The sequence below is a fragment of the Myxococcus sp. MISCRS1 genome, assembly GCF_026626605.1.
Classification (GTDB): Bacteria; Myxococcota; Myxococcia; order Myxococcales; family Myxococcaceae; genus Myxococcus; species Myxococcus fulvus.
Map to the genome: position 1 here is coordinate 8248374 of NZ_JAPNKB010000001.1, position 14680 is coordinate 8263053.

Sequence of the window (14680 nt, forward strand, 5' to 3'; positions counted from 1 at the left end):
CCCTGCCTATCACACGGCCGTGCTATGAGGCGCCCCGTGTCCATCGGCTCCATCGCTTTCGACGCCACGCTCTGGGATGAGCCCACCACCGGCATCGGCCTGTACACCCGCTGTCTCGCTGGCGCGCTCGAGGCCCGAGGCGTCTCGCTGGAGAAGCTGGGCGCGCGCGACTCCGGCGACCATCCGAGGGGCAACGGCGGCCGCACCGCCTGGACGCTCGCCCGGCTGCCCAAGCTGCTCGAGCGTTCGCGGCCCGCGCTCTACCACGCGCTGGGCAACTTCAACCTGCCCCTGACGCGCGTGCCCGGCACCGCCTACGTGCTCACGGTGCTGGACCTGATTCCGCTCATCATGCCGGACACCGTGTCCGCGAAGTTCCGGTGGCAGTTCCGGCTGTGGTTGTCGCGCAGCCTGCTGCTGGCGGACCAGGTGCTGTGCATCAGCGCGCGCACGCGCGATGACCTGCTGGAGCGCTTCCCCGAGGTCGCCTCGCGCGCGGTGGTGGTCCCCATCGGCGTGGACCACGTGAACGCGCCCGTGCTGGACGCGACCAGCGCGGACTACCTGCGCTCGCTCGCGCTGCCCAGGGACTACGTGCTCTACGCGGGCTCGCTCGATGTCCGCAAGAACGTGAACCTGGTGCTGGATGCGATGGAGCGGCTGCGCGCGCAGGGGCGGCCCGCGTCGCTCGTGCTCGCGGGGCAGAGCTGGTTCGGCTCCGGCCGCGTGGAGTCCCGCATCGCGCGGCTGCGCGCGGAAGGGCACGACATCCGTCCGCTCGGCTATCAGGCCGAGCCCGTGTTCTACGAGCTGATGCGGCGCGCGGCGCTGTTCGTCTTCCCCTCGCGCTACGAGGGCTTCGGCCTGCCTCCGTTGGAGGCGATGCGGTTGGGCACCCCCGCCATCGTCTCGACGGCGGGCTCGCTGCCGGAGGTCTGCGGCGACGCGGCGCTGGCGGTGCGCCCGGACGACGCGGAGGGGCTCGCCGAGTCCATCCACCGGCTCCTGCGCTCCCCCGAGGAGCGGCGGGCCTTCGCGGAGCGGGGCCGCGCGCGGGCCGCGGAGTTCACCTGGAAACGGACGGCCGAGGGGACGCTGGCGGCCTACGAGGCCGCGCTCCGACGCTGAGGCTCGCAAGCGTGTGTCGGGTCGGCGGGCAATCGGGCTCCGCCGAGGAGTCGTGACGGGAGGATGCGGATGCGGAAGCTCATGTGGAGTGGCCTCGTGTTGAGCGGTCTTCTCATCGGCTGTGCGAGCAAGTCCACGCGGCAGGAGCCCGCGGAGCCGGCGGTGCCCCAGGACGCGGTGGCCATTCCGGAGACGGAGACGCCCGCGGAAGAGGGGGCGTCCCCGGCGAATCGGACCGACGCCACGCCGCTCGTGGTGAAGGCGGACCCTCAGCCCCAGGACCCCATCAACATCGAGAACGCGAAGCTCGAAGGCAACGTGCTGACGCTCAACGTCGCGCACGGGGGCGGCTGCGCCGAGCACACGTACGAGCTGGCCTGGGACGGGCAGCTCCAGTCGAAGGCCGGGGCCACGCCGGTGGCGAACCTGGTCCTGATTCACGATGGCCATGGGGACCGCTGCAAGGCCATGAAGTTCGCCGAGCTCCGCTTCGACGTGAGCCCCATCGCCCAGGCGCAGTCCGGCCAGAGCAACACGCGCGGCACGGTGGACCTGTCGCTGCTCGGCGTGTCCGCGCCCGTGCCGTACTCGTTCTGAGCGGGAGCGCCGGCCTGATGCGCGTGGACGCGACATGAAGCTCACCGAGGCCCTGGCGCTGTTGGAGCGCTGCTTCGGCGGCGTGGCGGAAGGCGCGCCCCGGCTCGTCGAGGCCGAGGACGCGCGCTTCGTCGAGCGTCCGAGCGCGGTGTGGCTGGAGTATCGCTGGTACGTGTCCCAGCGCGGCCTCGCCGAGGTGTTCCTCAAGTCGGAGCGGGTGCCCGTCGAGGTCCGCGCCGACGCGGAGGCCACGGTGATTCGGGTGCACCTGCTTGGCGTCGCGGACGGGCTGGCGGAGCGCGCGGCGGGGCTGCTCGTGGGCGGGCGGCCCGCGCCCGAGCGCCTCATGGGTCTGTTCGACGACGACGGCCTGCGCCGCGAGTGTGTCGCGTTCGCGCGCACGAGCGTCACGGTGGAGCACTGGGACACGCCGGGCCCGCGCAAGCTGCTGGACGAGGCCCGCTTCCACGCGCTCGCGGAGCGACTGAGGGACACCGCTTCGACACCGGAGGAGCGACACGAGTCGGTGCAGCGTCTCGCCGACGAGCGCAGCCCTCGCGTGGTGGAGGAACTGCTCGGACTGCTCTCGCGTCAGCCCTCGTTGATGGCGCTGCGCGTGTTGTCCGAGTGGGGCGAGGCGCGCGCCAGGGCTCCGTTGAGAGCGGCCCTGGACGCGGTGCGCTCCGACAATCCCGCGGACCTGTGGACCCTCACCGCCCTGGACAGGCGGCTGGAGGCCTGGGCCCATGTGGAGCGCTAGCGAGCCACCACACCCTGCGCGATGAGGTCATCCCTCAGGCGCGTCAGCACCTTGCCCAGCAGGTTCAGCCCACGCCACTGGGACGGGTCCATGATGCGCGCGTCATCCATGCCGAGCCCCACGCCCCAGATGCGGTCCATGGGACTGGCCTCCACCAGCTCCGTGCCCTGGCTCGCGAGCAGCACCTCCAGCAGCGCGGCATTCTGCGTGAACTTCGCGCGGTTGCCCTCGTAGATGATGCGCTCGCGCTCCTTCACCCACGTCTCCTCCACGAAGCCGCGCACCTTGCGGCCCAGCGCCTTCTGCGACTTGGGAGACGCGGACGCCATGATGCGCGCGAGCATCTCTTCATCCGCGAAGAGGCGCGCCTTGCCCGCCATCATGTACTGCTCCATGCAGTTGTAGCGGGCCCCCTCCACCAGGAACTCACAGGGATGCCACTGCGAGAACGGGGACTCCTGGGTCCAGAAGAAGGTGAACCTGTCCTGCCGCCGCGTGCCTGCCATGCCGAGCCTCCTGGTTCGTGTTGGTTTTACACCAACGACCAGGGGCCCGGCATCCTGACAGGCGTCTCGGGGAGGACTCAGGCGCGCTGGGCGCCGGGCACCTTGGGACCGAGCACGTCGCGCAGCGCGTCCGTCACGGTCAGCTTGGGCGCCCAACCCAGCGCGCGCAGCTTGTCGGGCGAGCCGACGAGGCTGGGGATGTCGGAGGGGCGCAGGCGCGCCGGATCCAACTCGATGCGCGCGTCCACGCCGGCCAGCAGGAGCATCTCCTCCAGCAGGCTGCGGATGGTGCGGCCCTCGCCGGAGCAGATGTTGTACGCCTGCCCGGGCTCGCCCTTGTCGAGCAGCAGCCGGTAGGCCTCCACCACGTCACGCACGTGCGAGAAGTCCCGCACCGCGTCCAGGTTGCCCGTGCGCAGCACCGGGTCCACCGTGCCCAGGCCGATGGCGCGAATCTGCGAGGCGAACGAGGGCACCACGAAGGTCGGGTCCTGCCCCGCGCCCAGGTGGTTGAAGGGCCGGGCCATCATCACCTCCAGCCCGTAGCTGCGGTGGAACTGCACGCCGGCCAGCTCCGCCGCGGACTTGGAGGCCGCGTAGGGGCTCAGCGGAACGGCGGGCGTGCTCTCGGGGGCGCGCGTGCCCTCCGGCACCGGGCCGTACACCTCGCCTGAGCCCACGAGCACCACGCGCGTCTTCGGCGCGTTCTCGCGCAGCGCCGTCAGGAGGTTCACCACCCCCATCGTGTTCACCGCGAACACGCGCGAGGGGTTGTGGTGGCTCTTGGCCACCGAGCTGAAGCCGGCCAGGTGGATGACGCCTTCGGGCCGGGCCTCGGCGACGGCCGCCTTCACGGCGGCCTCGTTGGCCACGTCGAAATGCAGGGCGCTGCTGCTCACACCCTCGCCGCGGGGCCCGTGGGCCTCCACCACCTCATCGCCGCAGGCGCGCAACAGCGCGCACAGATGCCTGCCGACGAACCCATCCGCTCCCGTGACGAGAATGCGCATCTACCGCTGCCCCGCCTTCACGCGCTCCAGGTCCGCGTCCACCATCATCTCCACCAACTGCTTGAAGCGCACCTTGGGCTCCCAGCCCAGCTCCTTCTTGGCCTTGGCCGGGTCACCGATGAGCAGGTCCACCTCGGCCGGGCGCACGAAGGCCGGGTCGATGAAGACGTGCTTCTGCCAGTCCAGGCCCACGCGCGCGAAGGCAATCTCCACCAGCTCCCGCACCGTGTGCGTCTCGTTGGTGGCCACCACGTAGTCGGCCGGCTTCTCCTGCTGGAGCATCAGCCACATGGCCTCCACGTAGTCACCCGCGAAGCCCCAGTCGCGCTTGGCGTCCAGGTTGCCCATGGGCAGCTTCTCCTGGAGGCCGTGCTTGATGCGCGCCACGTTGTACGTGACCTTGCGCGTGACGAACTCCAGGCCCCGGCGCGGCGACTCGTGGTTGAAGAGGATGCCGCTGACCGCGAACAGGCCGAACGACTCGCGGTAGTTCACGGTGATGTGGTGGCCGTACGCCTTGGCCACGCCGTACGGGCTGCGCGGGTAGAAGGGCGTGTCCTCCGTCTGCGGCACCTCCAGCACCTTGCCGAACATCTCGCTCGAGGACGCCTGGTAGAAGCGCACCTGCGGGCGCGTGTGGCGGATGGCCTCCAGCATCTTCGTCACGCCCAGCGCGGTGAACTCACCGGTGAGCACCGGCTGGTTCCAACTGGTGGGTACGAACGACTGCGCCGCCAGGTTGTAGACCTCGTCCGGCTTGACCAGGTTCAGCAGCGCCGCGAGCGAGAACTGGTCCAGCAGGTCACCCTGGTGGAGCTGGATCTTCCCGTGCAGGTGCTGGATGCGCTCGAACTTCTCCTCGGAGGAGCGGCGCACCATTCCGTGCACCTCGTAGCCCTTCGAAAGGAGCAGCTCCGCCAGATAGCTGCCGTCCTGCCCCGTGATGCCCGTAATGAGTGCGCGCTTGGTCGCCATGGTCTTTTCGCTGTTGGCTGGAAGACGCACTTTGTACTCGACACGGTTGGCTGGAGCCAACCGTTCCCGAAGCCTTCGCACTTGAAAGGCATCCTCCGCGTGCGAAGTTACGGCGGACCCACCTGCCTGGAGCCCGGTCATGCGTCACCCTCTCATCCTCGCCCTGGCGGCGTTCCTCAGCGGAGCGGCCGCCTTCGCCCAGCCCGTGCGGGTGTCCCCTGTCCGTCAGACGACCCCGGACCCCGGGGCCAGCGGGGCGAACCTGCGCGACGTCGCCATCTGGGTGGGCAGCGCGGACGGGGGCGCCGACAGCCTGCTCTTGACGGCGTATGACAATGCCAACTCCGGACTCTTCACCTTCGGGTTGAATGGTCAACAGGTGGAGTCGGACTTCGATGGGCCCACGCTGGGCATCTCCCTGCGTGACGGCTTCCGTCTGGGCAACGACACCCTGTCGCTCGCGGTGACGGCGAACAGCGTCAACGGGTTGTCGGCCTACCGGGTGGATGGGCGGCGGGCGACGAACAAGGTGGAGCGCATCAACGTGGCGCCGCTCGTCAACAACAGCACGCAGTTCAACAGCGTGGCGCTCTATCGCAGCCCCTCCTCCGGTCGGTTCTATGTGTTCGCGGGCAACCCGTCCGGTTCGCTCCTGCAGTTCGAGTTGTCCGGTGAGGACGGTGGGATGTCGGCCACGCTGGCGCGCGACGCGCTGGATGTGGGCGGCGCCATCACCGGGCTCGTGGCGGACGAGGAGCTGGGCTACGTGTACGTGGTCCAGTCCGGCGTGGCCATCTGGCGCTACAACGCGGAGCCCAACGGGGGGACCAGCCGCACCGAGGTGGCCTCGCTGACGGGCACGGGCCGCAACCTGTCGGGCTCCGTCAGCCGGCTCGCGCTCTACCGTGGCGCCAACGCGCAGGGCTACCTGCTGGCGGCGGACACGACCTCCAACTCGTTCGGCGTGCTGGACCGCCGCACGTACGCGTTCCTGGGCTCGTTCCAGATGGTGGCGGGGGATGGCGGCATCGGCGCGGTGGAGTCGCCGTTCGCGCTGGCCGTGTCCGCGCAGCCGGTGGGTCCCGAGTTCCTCGATGGCCTGTTCGTCGCGCAGGACTCCGACAACAGCAACCAGCAGAACCTGAAGCTGGTGGGTTGGGACAAGGTGGCGCAGGCCTTCACGCCGCCCTTGCGCATCGACACGCGTCCCTCGCAGGGGGACGGCGGCACGGATGGCGGCTCCGACGCGGGCTCGGACGGCGGTGGAGGTGGGGGCGGTGGGCCCGGGCCGGGCATCCCGGGAGGGGGGGGCTTCCCCGAGGCGGACGACGGGTCGGGTTGCTCGTGCGCCACCGCGTCGGTGCCTGGCAGCGTGGTGCTCGGGCTGCTGGCCCTGGGCCTGTCGGTGCGACGTCGCCGCGAGCGCTGAAGCGCGGTTGAATCACGGCGCGCGGCGGGGTGAAGTGCGGACGCTCATGCGTTCACCGCGTCCCTTCCTCGTCGCGCTCGCGACCTGTGCCGCCGCCTGCGCCGGCACGCCCGCCACCCCGACGCCCGCCGCGTCCCCGGCCGAGCCCGTGCGGCTCACCCTGGTGGGCCTCAACGACTTCCATGGCAACGTGGAGCCGCACCGCACGCGGCTCTCCGACGGGCGCGTGGTGGAGGAGGGCGGCGCGGCCACCCTCGCCGCATACGTCGCCCGACTGCGCGCGGACAATCCGGGCGGCGTGCTGCTGCTGGATGGTGGCGACCTCTTCCAGGGGACGCTGGCCTCCAACCTCACCGAGGGCGCCGTGGTGGTGGACGTCTACAACCACCTGGGCTTCACGGCGGCGGCCATCGGCAACCACGAGTTCGACTACGGCCCGGTGGGCGCCTCGCCCATGGCGCTGACTCCGGGAGAGGATCCGCTCGGCGCGCTGAAGGCCCGGGTGAAGCAGGCGCGCTTCCCCATGCTGTCCGCCAATCTCCGCGACGCGGCCACGGGCAGGACGCCCGCGTGGCTCGGCAACGACGGCACGCACCTGCTCACCGTGAAGGGCGTGCGCGTGGGCGTGCTGGGGCTCACCACGGAGTCCACGCCGAGCGTCACCAACCCCGCCAACGTCGGCTCACTGCGCTTTCTGCCCCTGGCGTCCTCGGCGCTGGAGGCGTCGCGCTCCCTGCGCGCGCGCGGCGCCGACGTGGTGGTGGCGGTGGCGCACGCGGGCGGGCACTGCCCGGACCTGTCGAACCCGCGCGACACGTCGAGCTGCGAGCGCGGCGACGCGGAGATTGTCGACATGCTGGCCGCGCTGCCACCGGGCACGCTGGACGCGGTGGTCGCGGGGCACACGCACCAGGTGATGGGCCACTTCATCCAGGGCGTGCCCGTCATCGAGACGACGGGGCTGGCGCGCTCGGTGGGCGTGGTGGAGCTGTTCGTCGACCCCGTCCGCCGACGCGTGGAGCCGTCGCTCACCCGCATCCAGGCGGCGATTCCCCTGTGCTCGCAGGTGGACGCGGTCCATGGGGACTGTGATGGCCGGCGGCTGCGCGAGCGCGCCGAGGTGACGCTGGTGCCGTCGAGGTTCCTGGGCGCCGAGGTGCGCCCGGATTCGGACGTGGAGGCGCTGCTCGCGCCCACGCTGGCGCAGGTGGACGCGGCGCAGCGGCGGCAAGCGGGTGTGTCCTGTGCGTCGCCGCTGGCCCGGGGCTTCACGGAGGAGGGGGCGCTGGGCAACGTCGTCGCGGACGCGCTGCGCGAGGCGGTGGGCGCGGACGCCGCGGTGATGAACCCCGGTGGCATCCGCGCGGACCTGCCGGGTGGGGTGCTGTCCTTCGGCCACGTCTACCAGGCGCTGCCCTTCGACAACACGGTGGCGGTGCTGACGCTCACCGGCGCGGAGCTGGAGCTCCTCTTGAAGCTGGCGCACGGCGTGGACCGGGGCGCGGTGTTCGCGGTGTCCGGGCTGGAGCTGACGCTGGCGCGCTGCCTGGGGCCGGGGCGGCTCCTGTCCGTCACGCTGGAGGGCGGAAAACCCCTGGTCGCCGAGAAGCGCTACCGGGTGGCGGTGCCGGACTTCCTCGCGCGGGGTGGGGACGGGGTGGAGGGCGTGACGCGGCCGCTGCCTCCCGAGCGCGCGGAGCTGGCCCCGTTCCAGGGAATGGACCTGCGCGAGGCGTTGATCGCCTACGGCCGCTCCCATGGGGGTGTCCTGCCCACGCCCGCTCTGGGGCGGGTGCGCTACAGCGGTGTCGCGGAGGCGTGTCCCACCGCCTCGCGTTGAGGGAGCCAGGGCTGAAAATTCGCCCGGGGGTTGATCCGCTGGGAGTGAACGGGGCCGTCCAACCCTTGGAAACTTCGATGAAAACGCTCCCGGGCCGAATTTTCGGCCTGGGATCAGTTTTCAACGGAGGGAAGGCACCTTACTCTATGGCTCGCGAGTGCCCGTGCCGAGGTGGCCCCATCAGGGACTGCGTGCGAGGGCCCCCGAGAGCGGGAGGGACTGACATGCTCTACAAAGTGACCCCGATGATGACGCCTCCGCCGGAGAAGGCGAAGCCGCGTGAACCGGGGCAGCCGCAGCCGCGCAAGCGGCGCAAGTCCGCCGTCTACGACGCGGATGGTCACGAGGTCCTCATCTCGTTGATGTGCATCAAGTGCCGTACGCTGAAGCCGCTGGCCCAGTTCGGGCTGCGGAAGATGGCGGACGGTGCCATCCGGAACCAGCCCTGGTGCCGCACATGCCGCTCGGGCGCGGGGACCAAGAAGCCCAAGGCGGGCAAGGGCGAGGCCGCCGCGCCTTCGGAGCCGACGCCGGTGCTCCAGGTCGTCGAGCGTGCCGCGCCCAAGGAGGTCGACGAGCCCGCCTCGTCCGACGTGCTCCCGGACATCCGGGGCTGATCGCCCCGTCGAGGCTCCAGCGAGGACTCCCACGAGGTCGCGTGCCCCGCACCGACCCGTGAGGGAGTCCTTTCGGCTCGCACGGGGCTCGGTGCCCGTGGAGCCACCTCGCCGCTCAGGACAGTCGGAGTCCCGCGGGCAGCGTGTCGCCGAGCGCGCGCGCCTCGTCCGCCGCCTCCAGCGCGACGACTTCACGCACCATGCGCACCCACGTCTCGGAAGCCTTGGCTGCGACGAGCGCCTGGGCCGCGCGCTCGCGCAAGCCCGGGTCCACGTCCCGCGTCCTGTCTCCGGTGAGCCGCGCGAGCTGCGCCGCCGCGAACGGCGCACCGTCGATCTTGCGCAGGTCCAGCTCCAGCAGGAGCGTCAGCCACGCCTCGGCCGTCTCCACGTCCACGACCTTGTGGCTGCTGCCGTAGAGCGGCACCCGCGCGCCCAGCCGTCCCAGGGACCACGCCCACGGGCCACCGGACTTCGCCTCGGCCTGCAGCCGCTCGGCGATCCACCGGCCCACCTCCGCCTTGTCCCCGGGCGACAGGTGCTCCAGCGAGGCGGCCGTGCGCACCATCTCCTCCAACCCCTCGGGCTGGATGCCCTTGAGCTTCCCAGCGGCGGGCGCGTTCGGGGGCACCTTCCGCGACAGGTGCGGCTGCAGGTACGCGTAGAGCTTCTGCTGCTGCGCCTCCGTCAGCCCACCGGCGATGCGCCGCCACATCACCCAGAACTCCGTCCACACCGCCTTGTCCGTGTGGTGCTGCACCAGCGCGTCGAACAGGCTGAAGGTCTGCTCCGCGCGCCAGCCGTCCAGCGGATACCCGAAGCCCGGGCGCAGCGTGAAGCCCGTGAGGCTGTAGAAGACGCGCTCGTGGTCCTCGGTGCGTCGTCGCTTGCTCGCGCCCGCGTACAGCGTGCTCCACATCTCGCGCAGCACCGGCACCCGCCACGTCTCGCGCGGTCCCAGCGCCTTCTCCAACGTCCGCCCCAACTGCTTCACGTCCTTGGGCCCCAACGGCAGCGGCTTGTTCCCGTAGACGCGCTCGATGTTGTCCTTGGCCTCCACGAAGCGCGCGGGCATGGACTCGGTGACGGTCAGCTCGTGCGAGCCCCCCGTGCCGCGCAGCTCGAACTCCAACCTCCAGCGCTCGTCCGCGACGTCGGAGACGCAGTACAGCTCCAGCGTGCCAATCTCCGTCAGCGCCGCCTGCAGGTGTACCGGCACCTCCGCCACCTTGCCCGCCGCGCCCTTGAGCAGCGTGTGGATGGGCGGCAGCGGCTTCAGGTCCTCCGCCAGTGGCACCAAATCCCCGGGCTTGTCGATGCGGTCGCTCGTCGTCGAGTAGAGCTGGAACTGCACGGGCCTGCCGAGGGTGAGCGTGAAGGGGCGCTCGCCCAGGTCCACCTTCTGTCCCTCCTCGAAGCCGCGAGGGATGAGGCACAGGGCGGGCTGCTCCGCGCTGTCCGCGGGACGCTGCAACCCCACGTAGTACGCGCGCGCCGCGCCACCGCCGATGCGCAGGCCATGCCCACGCCGCACCAGCCCGTAGTACGCCGCGCCCCGCGCCACCGCGAGCTCCAGGGACTCGTGGCGCAACAGCGAGATGCGCGGCGCATCCGGCCACCACCCCGAGACGGCCTCCACCAGCCGCTCCGAAATCCAGGGCGAGTTGAAGACGCCGCCGTTGAGCAGGATGGCGTCGGGGCGGGGGAGGGCGCCTTCGAAAGCAGGCGTCTCGCCCAGCGCCGCGAAGCCCGCCGCCGCGTGCTGCGCGAGGAACGCCGCCAGGTGCCGCGTCACCGCCGCGTCCTGCACGTACGGCAGGCCCAACTCCTGGAGCGCCATGCGCGCGGCCCGGCGAGGCCGCTCCGTGGGCGGCGTGCGCGGGAAGAACCCATCCAGCACCAGCGCGTGGGCCTCCTCGCGAGACAGCTCCGAGGACAGCGTTCCACCCAACAGCCGGCTGCCCTCGCCCACCAGCGACACGCCGTACTTCTCCGGAGGCGCCTTGCCGAGCAGCGCCTCCTTCGCGGTGCGCGCGGCCTGGATGGCCTGCGTCCACTGCGTGGCGGACAACCGCCGCCCGTCCGAAAAGAGCTTCTCCTCCACGCGCCGGGCCAGCGCCGCGTCCATGTTGTCGCCACCCAGCATCAGGTGGTCGCCCACGGCGAGTCGCCGCAGCATGGGGCCCTCGGGCGACACGCCCGCGTGCACCAGCGTGAAGTCCGTGGTGCCGCCGCCCACGTCCACCACCAGCACCAGCCGGACGTGGGAGAGCGTCTGCTCCAGGTCCGAGCGGTGGCGCGCGGTGTAGTCGTAGAAGGCCGCCTGGGGCTCCTCCAACAACGTGAACTTCTCCAGCCCCGCCTTGCGAGCCGCGCTCACCGTGAGCGCGCGCGCGGCCTCGTCGAACGAGGCGGGGACCGTAATCACCACCTCCTGCCGCGACAGCGGCGCTTCCGGGTGCGCGAAGTCCCACGCGCGCGCCAGGTGCGTGAGCAGGAGCGCGCTGGCGTCCACGGGGGACAGCTTCGCCACGTCGGCCGGCGCGCCCCACGGGAGGATGGGCGCGGAGCGGTCCACACCCGGGTGGCACAGCCAGCTCTTCGCGCTGGCAATCAGCCGGCCCGGCACGCGCGAGCCCTGCCAGCGCGCCAGCTCTCCCACCACCCACGGCCCGCCGTCGTCACCCCAGGGCAGGCGCAGCGACTCGGCGCTCAGCTCGTGGCCCGCGGGCACGTACACGGTGGAGGGAAGCAGCGCGCGCGGCGCCACCTCCCCCTGTCGGACGAGCTGCGAGACGGGGAAGTCCTCCACGGGCGCGCTCGCGCCCCGGGCGGGGTCCACGGACGCCACCGCGCAGTGGGTGGTGCCCAGGTCGATGCCGACGATTCGCATACACCTCCGGTTGCCGGTCGGCGTTCTACTCCTTCATGCGGACGTTGAGCTCCAGCTTCCAACGCCCGTCGCCACCTTTCTCCAGGCACCGCAGCTCCAGCGTCCCCACCTCCGTCACCGCCGCCTGCAGATTGACGGGCGTCAGGTCGCCGAAGGCCGCGGGCTGTCCGGGCATGGTGGTCTCGATGGGGGCCAGCTCCTCCATCTCCCCCTTCGCCAGCTCGTCCGCCACGTCCTCCACCATCGTGCCGACGCGGTCGTCGCGCCGCATCGAGGAGGAGAAGAAGCGGAAGCTCGTGGGCTCCCCCGTGACGAGCCCGAACTCCTGCGGCGGCACGTCCGCCTGCGTGCCCTCCTCCATGCCGAAGGGCGCCACGCACAGCGCCTTCACCGGAGGCTCGAAGCCCGGCACCGCCGGCATCGACGACTCCACGCCCACGTAGTACGCGCGCGCCGTGCCGCCGCGGATGCGCAGGCCGTTCCCCTGCCGCACCCAGCCGTAGTACGCCGCGCCGCGCGCCACCGACAGGTCCAGGTCCGCGCCCTCCAGCTCCTTCGCCGGCTCGCCGCCGTCCGCCCTCAACCACAGGTTGAGCACCTCCATGACGCGCGCCTTGAGCGGCCCGGCCTTGAAGACGCCACCGTTGAAGAGCACCGCCGTCGGGTGCAGGAAGGACTTGTCGCCGACGTCCACCGGCGCGTCGTGGCTGGACTTCAGCGCCTGCGCCTGCCGGGTGAGGAACGCCGCCAGGTGCCGCGACACGCCCGCGTCCTGCGCGTAGGGCAGCGCCATCTGCGCCAGGCCCGTGCGCCGCGCCGTGCGAGGCAGCTCCGACAGCGGCGTCACCGGGAAGAAGCCGTCGGTGAGGACCCGGTCCAGCTCCTCGCGCGTCAGCTCCGTGCGCAGCGTGCCGCCGATGAGCGACGAGCCCCGGCTGGGGATGGAGATGGGCACCTTGTCCAGCGAGGTGTCCGCGTACAGCGTCTCCTTCGCCTGCCGGCATCCATGGGTGAGGGCGTTGAACTGCCACGGGTCCAGCTTCTTGCCCTCGGCCGCCAGGCGCTGGTTGAGCGTGTGCGCCAGCGCCAGGTCCATGTTGTCGCCGCCCAGCAGGATGTGGTCGCCCACCGCCACGCGCAAAAGCTCCACCTCGCCGTCCCGGTCCTTCACGGTGATGACGGAGAAGTCGGACGTGCCGCCGCCCACGTCCACCACCAGGATGACCTCGCCGGGCTTCACCTGCTGGCGGAACGTCTCGCCCATCGCCTCCAGCCACGCGTACAGCGCGGCCTGCGGCTCCTCCAACAAGGTGAGGTGCTCGATTCCCGCCGCCTTGGCCGCCTCCAGCGTCAGCTCGCGCGCCGCCGCGTCGAACGAGGCGGGGACGGTGACGATGACGTCCTGACGGGCCAACTGGTTGTCGGCCTCCTCGCGCCCCGGGGCGAAGGTGGAGTCCCACGCCTCCTTGAGGTGGCGCAGGAACCGGGCGGACGCATCCAGCGGGGACACGCGCTGCACGTCCTCCGGCGCCTGCCAGGGCAACAGCGGCGAGCGCCGGTCCACGCCCGGGTGCGACAGCCAGCTCTTGGGCGAGGACACCAGCCGCGTGGGCACCTTGGCCCCGTGCGAGCGCGCCAGCTCTCCAATGACCGAGGACGCGTCCGGGTTCCACGGCAGCGCGAGGCTCCCTGGCGGGAACTCCTGCGCCGCGGGCAGATACAAGAAGGAGGGCAGCAGCGGACGGGCCTCGAGGGTGCCGGGCGCCGTCAGTTGCGGGATGGGCAGCATGGACTGCGAGCGGCCCCGAGGCTTGCCGTCCTCGAGGTTGAAGTACGACACCGCCGAGTGGGTGGTGCCAAGGTCGATGCCGATGGAATAGCGGGCCATATCGGGCTTGAACTCCTGGGGGGCTCCCTTTTGTCCGGTCTGCCTGTCCGCCGGGTGACGCTCAGGCGAGCTCGACTTCCGCCGGGGCAAGCACTCGCGGGTCCATGGCGGTGCTCACCGCCGGGAACTTCACTTCCGTCGTCACCCAACCATGGTGGCGCAGCGTCCCGTGGTGGGGCGGGGTGCCCGTCACGTTTCCGGTGAGGCGGATGCGCTGGGCGTCGAAGCCCGCGGGCACCGTCACCGACGCGCCCTCCGACTCGGGCAGCACCGGCTTCACCGTGAAGTACTGGCCGAGCACCTTGCGGCACCCCTCATGGACGGTGCGGCACGCGGCCCCCACCTCGGCGTCCGAGTAGGCGGCCACGTTCTCCTGGAGGAAGTCCACCAGCCGACCCTCCCGCTGCAGCATCGCCAGCAGCGTCAGGGCGCTGGCGTGCTCGCGCTCGGGCGGCAGGGCAGGGGGCGGCTCGGGGGGCTTCACCGCCGGGGGCGGGGTGGCGGGCGTGGCCTCACCGGAGGGGAGCAGGTTCAGCTGCCCGGCGTCGTAGGCCCGGCTGGCCGGCAGAACCGCGCGGGCGAAGTCTCCGGAGACGAGGCAGCGCCAGAAGCAGAGCCAGGCGAGCCAGAACCGCGCGAAGAACGACAGGGAGGCGGACGGGTCAGTCATCGGCTCCGGATAACAAAGCCCGCCTGCTTTGCAATTCGGCAGTTGCTCGAAAAGCCCCAAATGCAAAGGGCCTCACGGTTTCCCGTGAGGCCCTTCGTTTGCTGCATGGTGGAGGTGGACGGGATCGAACCGACGACCTTCGCATTGCGAACGCGACGCTCTCCCAACTGAGCTACACCCCCACAAATGGCCCTGCGTGCTGCGCCCCGGCGTTTTGGGCCGCCGAAGGTGAACGGGCTAGTACCGGACCCCTTCCCTGCTGTCAAGCGCAAGCCTTCAGGTCTCATCCGTGCGATTGACGTGCCGCGCAGCGGATGCCATAAAAACCCCTCTTCTCAGGCGTACCCTTTCCGCCCGGTGTCCCTCC

12 protein-coding genes and 1 tRNA gene are annotated in these 14680 nt (G+C 71.2%); 6 read left to right on the forward strand and 7 right to left on the reverse strand.

The features are described from left to right. Positions 1-24 precede the first annotated feature (24 nt). The 3 genes from OWM54_RS32965 (at position 25) to OWM54_RS32975 (ending at position 2485) form a co-directional block, all read left to right on the forward strand. A complete protein-coding gene (locus OWM54_RS32965) occupies positions 25-1128 on the forward strand; it encodes a glycosyltransferase family 4 protein (RefSeq protein WP_267700043.1) in 1104 nt (367 codons plus the stop codon). A 69-nt stretch (positions 1129-1197) separates the two neighbouring features. Beyond that, a complete protein-coding gene (locus tag OWM54_RS32970; RefSeq protein ID WP_223745371.1) occupies positions 1198-1725 on the forward strand; it encodes a hypothetical protein in 528 nt (175 codons plus the stop codon). Positions 1726-1759: 34 nt separating this feature from the next. Then, on the forward strand, positions 1760-2485 hold the full coding sequence (locus OWM54_RS32975; protein ID WP_223745372.1) for a hypothetical protein: 726 nt from the start codon (positions 1760-1762) through the stop codon (positions 2483-2485). Here the strand turns inward: OWM54_RS32975 and OWM54_RS32980 are convergent. The 3 genes from OWM54_RS32980 to gmd all read right to left on the reverse strand — a co-directional run bounded on the left by OWM54_RS32980 (position 2482) and on the right by gmd (position 4976). After that, on the reverse strand, positions 2482-2991 hold the full coding sequence (locus tag OWM54_RS32980; protein ID WP_223745373.1) for an NADAR family protein: 510 nt from the start codon (positions 2989-2991) through the stop codon (positions 2482-2484). The genes OWM54_RS32975 and OWM54_RS32980 overlap by 4 nt on opposite strands. A 77-nt stretch (positions 2992-3068) precedes the next feature. Beyond that, positions 3069-4001 (reverse strand): GDP-mannose 4,6-dehydratase, encoded by a 933-nt coding sequence (locus tag OWM54_RS32985; protein WP_223745374.1) that lies wholly within the window; start codon positions 3999-4001, stop codon positions 3069-3071. Then, the gene (gene gmd, locus OWM54_RS32990; RefSeq protein WP_223745375.1) at positions 4002-4976 is read right to left on the reverse strand and encodes a GDP-mannose 4,6-dehydratase; all 975 of its coding nucleotides are present in this window, start codon (positions 4974-4976) and stop codon (positions 4002-4004) included. A 139-nt stretch (positions 4977-5115) separates the two neighbouring features. Between gmd and OWM54_RS32995 the strand changes: the two genes are divergently transcribed. The 3 genes from OWM54_RS32995 to OWM54_RS33005 all read left to right on the forward strand — a co-directional run bounded on the left by OWM54_RS32995 (position 5116) and on the right by OWM54_RS33005 (position 8862). Next, positions 5116-6405: a myxosortase-dependent phytase-like phosphatase gene (locus OWM54_RS32995; protein ID WP_267700044.1), complete on the forward strand. Its 1290-nt coding sequence runs from the start codon at positions 5116-5118 to the stop codon at positions 6403-6405. A gap of 46 nt (positions 6406-6451) precedes the next feature. Next, positions 6452-8245, forward strand: a complete 1794-nt coding sequence (locus tag OWM54_RS33000; RefSeq protein WP_267700045.1) for a bifunctional metallophosphatase/5'-nucleotidase — start codon at positions 6452-6454, stop codon at positions 8243-8245. 224 nt (positions 8246-8469) lie between these two features. Next, on the forward strand, positions 8470-8862 hold the full coding sequence (locus OWM54_RS33005) for a hypothetical protein (protein WP_267700046.1): 393 nt from the start codon (positions 8470-8472) through the stop codon (positions 8860-8862). A gap of 115 nt (positions 8863-8977) precedes the next feature. Here the strand turns inward: OWM54_RS33005 and OWM54_RS33010 are convergent, their stop codons facing one another. The 4 genes from OWM54_RS33010 to OWM54_RS33025 form a co-directional block, all read right to left on the reverse strand. Next, entirely contained in the window at positions 8978-11755 is a 2778-nt protein-coding gene (locus OWM54_RS33010; RefSeq protein ID WP_267700047.1) for an Hsp70 family protein, read from the reverse strand. 25 nt (positions 11756-11780) lie between these two features. After that, positions 11781-13643 carry an Hsp70 family protein gene (locus tag OWM54_RS33015; protein ID WP_223781952.1) on the reverse strand — a complete coding sequence of 621 codons (1863 nt, stop codon included), beginning with the start codon at positions 13641-13643 and terminating at the stop codon, positions 11781-11783. A gap of 61 nt (positions 13644-13704) precedes the next feature. Then, positions 13705-14313, reverse strand: coding sequence for a DUF2760 domain-containing protein (locus OWM54_RS33020; RefSeq protein WP_223745380.1), 609 nt, complete (start codon positions 14311-14313; stop codon positions 13705-13707). Between the two features lie 106 nt (positions 14314-14419). Next, positions 14420-14495: transfer RNA gene (locus tag OWM54_RS33025), tRNA-Ala, on the reverse strand. Positions 14496-14680 lie beyond the last annotated feature (185 nt).